The following is a 5297-nucleotide window of genomic DNA, read 5'->3' on the forward strand; positions in this document are numbered from 1 at the left end:
GTGTATTCATATCAGCATAAAATGCTGATATGAAACACAAAAGTAAGATTTTGAGTCAGATTTATCTAAAAAATACTCAATATTAAAACATATGAAAAAGGGCTTTCATTAACTCAACAGCCTTTATGATTGCAGAAGTTACTCACCTAGATGAAACTATTGATATCTTTGATGCAATGCTTTGGTTAAAGTATGATGATGAAAATAAGATAGTTTTATGGCACGAGATTTATACACAAAAATAAAGGTTGCGTTGGAGTCAGGGCTTGTGATTTGTGGTTTTTTTGTTATAATATGGTGTCTAGTTTTGTAACTAGATACTATGGAATAATAACAAAAAGTCAGAAGTCTATTGATTGTAGGCAGTTCTGAGGATTTAAAATCTAATAAATGGAGTAATAAATGTACGCGATAATTAAAAATGGCGGTAAGCAATACAAGGTTAAAGAAGGCGAAGTTGTTAAACTTGAGAAGTTCGATCTTGGTATTGGCGAAAAAGTTGAGTTTGATACAGTTTTGATGGGTCAAACAGCAGAAGGCGAAGTTAAAATAGGCGCTCCTATTGTAGAAGGTGCTAAAGTTGTAGGCGAAGTTGTAGAACAAGGTCGTAACAAAAAAGTTAAGATCATGAAGTTCCGTCGTCGTAAGCACAGCATGAAGCAACAAGGTCACCGTCAGTATTTTACAGCGGTAAAAGTTTCATCTATTAGTTTATAATTTTATTAAGAATATTTAAGGAGTATACAAATGGCTCATAAGAAAGCTGGTGGTAGTACTAGAAACGGAAGAGATTCAAACCCTAAGTATTTAGGTGTTAAAAGATATGGTGGTGAGTTTGTTAAAGCAGGTACGATTATTCTGCGTCAAAGAGGTACTAAGACTCATCCTGGTGTAAATGTTGGTTGTGGTAAAGATCACACTTTATTTGCTCTTAAAGATGGTACTGTTAAGTTCCATGTTGGTGGTGCTTTAAATCGTAAGTTCGTTTCAATCGACGAATAATCTATCTATATCTATCTATCTTTTGAGAATATCATAATTTCATATTGATTATTTGCTGAAAAAGATATCATAATTAATTATTTTCTAGATATAATCTTTACTTTAAAACTTAAAGTTAGTTATATGAGTTTCTATATACCTTTGTTCTTATTTTGCATATCATCGACTATTACACCTGGACCAAATAATCTTATGCTTTTGATATCATCAATCAGATTTGGCGTGAGGAAGACTCTATCTCATTATCTAGGAGTCTGTCTTGGCTTTCCTTTTATGGTTTTAATTATAGGGCTCGGTTTAGAGTCAATTTTTGTAAGCCATCCAAGACTACATACAGTGATAAAAGTTGTGGGCGGTATTTATATGTTATGGCTGGCTTTTAAGATAATTTTATCATCTAATTTTGATGATGAAAAAAGCAGTAAACCACTAAGTTTTATTCAAGCAGCTCTATTTCAATGGATAAATCCTAAAGCTTGGATTATGGCAATTGGAGTTGTATCTACTTATACGGTAGTTAGTGCTAATATGAGCCTGTTAGTTCAGGTAGTTATTATTACTGTTATTTATATGGTAGTTTCATTCTTATGTACTGGGTTTTGGCTATTTGGTGGTAATTCAGTAAAAAGAATTCTAAATAATGAAAATCATTTACGAATTTTTAACCTGATTCTAGGAATATTGCTTATACTTTCAATAGTACTTATGATTTTTGAGTAACCTTTTAGCTTTGTCTTTTTTGGAATTTAGCAGAAATAAACATACCAAGTAATACGCCTATTATAATAATTGCTATCATAATTGTCGCTAGGGCATTTATTTCAGGGGTAGGTCCATTCTTGACAGTTGAGTAAATGTACATTGGTAGGGTAGGGTTATCACTACCAGCCACAAACTCTGTGACAACTAAATCATCAATAGATAATGTAAATGTAAGTAATGCAGATGTAATCAATGCAGGTATAAGTTGAGGTAAAGTTATTTTAAAGAAGGTCTCTATAGGACCTGCACCTAGATCTAGAGCAGCTTCTTCTAATGATATATCTACACTAGCTATACGTGATTGCATTACTATTGCAACATAAGCTGTACACATTGTTACATGTGCTATAACCACCGTAGTAGTTCCTCTTTCATGAGGCCAGCCAATAAGATGTTGTAATGTTGAGAACATTAATAATAAAGCCACCCCAAGAATGATATCAGGTAAAACAAGTGGAGTTGCTACAAGACCATATAAAAAACTTCTCGATCTAAAAAATTTAAATCTAGTCATAGCGTAGGCTACTATAGTTCCAAGTATTGTTGCAATAATTGATGTTATTGTTGCTATCTTTAGGCTAGTAAAAGTCGCATTTATAATATCTTCATCATTTATGACTTCATGATACCAGTCAAAAGTAAAGCCACCCCATAAGTTTATAATCTGAGAGTCACTAAATGAGAAAACTACTAAGATTACTAGAGGTATGTATAAAAATACCAAGCCAAATACAAGCATTATGCTACTAAATGAAAATTTTTTCATTGCTTATACCTCCTAAATAAAAGTTCTCTTAGCTTGTATACGTTGCATCCATAGAATAGGCAATACTAGAACGACTATTAGTACTACAGATATTGCAGCAGACATACCCCAGTTATTAGATGTGAAGAACTCTTCCCAAATAACATTTCCTATCATTAATGAATTCATCCCGCCCATAATCTGTGGTACTACCACTTCACCAATAGCCGGAATAAATATTAACAAGCTACCAGCAATCAAGCCAGGCATGGATAATGGCAGAGTTATTTTAAAGAATGAATTAACTGGCTTGGATCCCAAGTCTTCTGCAGCATCGTATATGCTCGGGTCAATTTTTATTAAAGTGCTATAAAGTGGCAGTATTAAAAAAGGTAAATAACAATAAACCATCCCTAAATACATTGAGAAGTCATTGTATAATAAGGCCATACTTGGCAAACCTAAATCCATTAAGAACTGGTTGAGAGTATGATTTCCTAATAGTGTTACCCAAGCATAAGTTCTAAGTAAGAATGATGTCCAGTAAGGAATAATAATTAATACCAAAAAGAAAATTTGTGTATTTTTTTTAGCTCTAGATAATGCTAAAGCCATTGGGTAACCAATAAAAATACACAAAGCAGTAGTTATAAATGCGACTTTAAAAGATTTTAAAAGAGATATGAATATTAGATTATAGTGAATCAACTCAATATAGTTACTTAGATATAAGGTAAAGTTTAGAGTTGAATCTTTGAATGTCATCAATGCAGTAACAGGGGGGGTACCGTCCGCTGGCAATGTAAAGCTAATACCTACAACAAATAAAAAAGGTATAAGTAAAAATACCATAAACCACACAAAAGGAACTAGGTATACTAATGTGTGTCTAAAGCTTTTCTCTAAGTTTTGCATTATGAGTATAGCACCATGATATTTTGTGATTCCCAAGTAAGATATACTTCATCATCCCAAGATGGATGGTCTGCATTTCTTTCGATATTAAAATCTGTAGATTTCATTATATTACCATTAGTAGTTCTAACATGGTAAGTAGATAATCCCCCCATATAAGCAATATCTTCGACAATACCCTTGATACAGTTTATAGGTTTGTTGGGATCATAGTCTTCTGGCTTTTCTTTGCTAATAACTATTTTTTCAGGGCGAAGACCGACCCAAATTTCTTGATCTTCAATTGCTTCTATGTTTCTTCTTAATACAAAATCTGTACCCGCCTGCTCAGAAGTTATAACACTTCTAGTTCTTCCGACTTCTTCTACACGACCCTCAAAAATTGTACTTTTACCGATAAAGCTTGCAACAAATCGACTTTTTGGAAATTCATAAATTTCAGAAGGAGTACTTACTTGTTCTAACCAACCATCGGTCATAATACCTATTCTAGTAGACATGGTCATAGCTTCTTCTTGATCATGAGTTACCATTATAAAGGTACTACCTGTTTGTTCTTGAATATCCACAAGCTCAAACTGCATTTGATCGCGCAAGTTTTTATCTAGAGCCGATAATGGCTCATCTAGGAGAATTAATTTAGGTCTTTTTGCTAAACATCTTGCTAGAGCTACACGCTGACGCTGCCCACCAGATAATTGATGTGGTTTTCTTTTAGCAAGATGATCCATTTTTATGATTTTTAGAGCAGCATCAGTAGCTTTTTCTATTTCTTCTTTTTTTAGAGATTTCTCTTGTTTTAAACCGAACATAATATTTTGTTTAACATTCATGTGCGGAAAAAGTGCATAAGATTGAAACATCATATTCACAGGTCTTTTATACGGCGGAGTATTTGACATATCTACACCGTCGATAATTATTTTTCCATCAGAAGGTCTTTCAAAACCTGCTAGCATTCTAAGAAGAGTACTTTTACCACTTCCTGAACCACCTAATAAAGAAAAAAACTCTTTTGGGTAAACGTCAAGATTAACAGAATCAACAGCTAAATGACCATCATCAAACTGTTTCGAAAGGTTCTTTATAGAAACCAAAGGTTTTTTTGAAGACTTTTGCATCTTTAGCTCTATATACAAATTAGTTAAGATGCTTAATAATAAGCAATTTTCATATAGAAAAAAAGCAAATATTAATATTAATGAGTATTATTTATATTATTAAATCTTTAGCATTTTATTAAACTAGCTAGTGATAATAAGTATAATCTAAGAAGTAGCATTATGATTGGTAGTGAAGCATGAGTAAGTTGTCTTCGATTTTCAACAGCGTTGAAAAAGAGTTTTCTGAGCATATATTGAGGCCAAAATTATCAAATCTTCCTGACTGGTTTAGTGGTCAAATTATCAGAGTAGGTCCTGCTAAATTTGAATATGGAAATATTAAGCTAAATCATTGGTTCGATGGTTTGGCTATGTTGTATAGCTTTACTAATAGCAATAAAGGTATTTGTTTTTCAAATAAATACTTACAATCTGAGCAGTATCTATCGGCTGCTAAAGGGCGTATGAGTTATGATGAGTTTGGTACAGTGTTACCTTATAGGTTCGCTAAGTTAGTTTCGATAGTTAAGACTATGTTGGGAGTCAAAGTAGAAAAGCCAAGTTGCAATGTTAATATTCTTAGACTGGACGATAAACTATTGGCCACTAGTGAAGTTACCACTATGCTTGAGTTTAATAAGAATGATCTCTGTACACGATAATTTTTTCATATTTTAAGTTCCTTAGTAGTTTTATTGAATATTTTGAGACACAAGGAGAAATCATTGCTATAAAATCCAATTTTTTGAATAGCATTTACAATCATGTCT

General features: G+C 32.7%; 7 protein-coding genes. 4 read left to right on the forward strand and 3 right to left on the reverse strand.

Features of this window, described 5'->3' with window-relative positions:
- Positions 1-402: 402 nt before the first annotated feature.
- From rplU to F3D57_RS09920, 3 genes are all read left to right on the forward strand, one after another.
- Positions 403-717, forward strand: coding sequence for a 50S ribosomal protein L21 (gene rplU, locus F3D57_RS09910; RefSeq protein WP_004288036.1), 315 nt, complete (start codon positions 403-405; stop codon positions 715-717).
- Positions 718-747: 30 nt separating this feature from the next.
- Positions 748-1002 carry a 50S ribosomal protein L27 gene (rpmA, locus tag F3D57_RS09915; protein ID WP_004288034.1) on the forward strand — a complete coding sequence of 85 codons (255 nt, stop codon included), beginning with the start codon at positions 748-750 and terminating at the stop codon, positions 1000-1002.
- A gap of 123 nt (positions 1003-1125) precedes the next feature.
- Complete coding sequence (locus F3D57_RS09920) at positions 1126-1722, forward strand: LysE family translocator (protein ID WP_013923398.1); 597 nt, start codon at positions 1126-1128, stop codon at positions 1720-1722.
- A gap of 4 nt (positions 1723-1726) precedes the next feature.
- Here F3D57_RS09920 and F3D57_RS09925 read toward each other — a convergent pair whose 3' ends face one another.
- The 3 genes from F3D57_RS09925 to F3D57_RS09935 are packed head-to-tail and all read right to left on the reverse strand — an operon-like array spanning position 1727 to position 4545.
- A complete protein-coding gene (locus tag F3D57_RS09925) occupies positions 1727-2530 on the reverse strand; it encodes an ABC transporter permease (RefSeq protein ID WP_149368064.1) in 804 nt (267 codons plus the stop codon).
- A 12-nt stretch (positions 2531-2542) separates the two neighbouring features.
- The gene (locus F3D57_RS09930; protein WP_146421160.1) at positions 2543-3424 is read right to left on the reverse strand and encodes an ABC transporter permease; all 882 of its coding nucleotides are present in this window, start codon (positions 3422-3424) and stop codon (positions 2543-2545) included.
- The gene (locus F3D57_RS09935; RefSeq protein WP_146421161.1) at positions 3424-4545 is read right to left on the reverse strand and encodes an ABC transporter ATP-binding protein; all 1122 of its coding nucleotides are present in this window, start codon (positions 4543-4545) and stop codon (positions 3424-3426) included. Before F3D57_RS09935 ends, F3D57_RS09930 begins: the two co-directional genes overlap by 1 nt.
- A gap of 179 nt (positions 4546-4724) precedes the next feature.
- Here F3D57_RS09935 and F3D57_RS09940 point away from each other — a divergent pair, with 179 nt between their 5' ends.
- Positions 4725-5189 (forward strand): carotenoid oxygenase family protein, encoded by a 465-nt coding sequence (locus tag F3D57_RS09940; protein ID WP_150466136.1) that lies wholly within the window; start codon positions 4725-4727, stop codon positions 5187-5189.
- Positions 5190-5297: the final 108 nt, after the last annotated feature.

The organism is Francisella sp. SYW-2 (genome assembly GCF_008711475.1).
Classification (GTDB): Bacteria; Pseudomonadota; Gammaproteobacteria; order Francisellales; family Francisellaceae; genus Francisella; species Francisella salimarina.

What these genes read in the sequence shown, in the direction of transcription:
- rplU (WP_004288036.1), top strand. Translation starts at nt 403, where the DNA reads ATGTACGCGATAATTAAAAATGGCGGTAAGCAATACAAGGTTAAAGAA.
- rpmA (WP_004288034.1), top strand. Translation starts at nt 748, where the DNA reads ATGGCTCATAAGAAAGCTGGTGGTAGTACTAGAAACGGAAGAGATTCA.
- F3D57_RS09920 (WP_013923398.1), top strand. Translation starts at nt 1,126, where the DNA reads ATGAGTTTCTATATACCTTTGTTCTTATTTTGCATATCATCGACTATT.
- F3D57_RS09925 (WP_149368064.1), bottom strand. Translation starts at nt 2,530, where the DNA reads ATGAAAAAATTTTCATTTAGTAGCATAATGCTTGTATTTGGCTTGGTA.
- F3D57_RS09930 (WP_146421160.1), bottom strand. Translation starts at nt 3,424, where the DNA reads ATGCAAAACTTAGAGAAAAGCTTTAGACACACATTAGTATACCTAGTT.
- F3D57_RS09935 (WP_146421161.1), bottom strand. Translation starts at nt 4,545, where the DNA reads ATGCAAAAGTCTTCAAAAAAACCTTTGGTTTCTATAAAGAACCTTTCG.
- F3D57_RS09940 (WP_150466136.1), top strand. Translation starts at nt 4,725, where the DNA reads ATGAGTAAGTTGTCTTCGATTTTCAACAGCGTTGAAAAAGAGTTTTCT.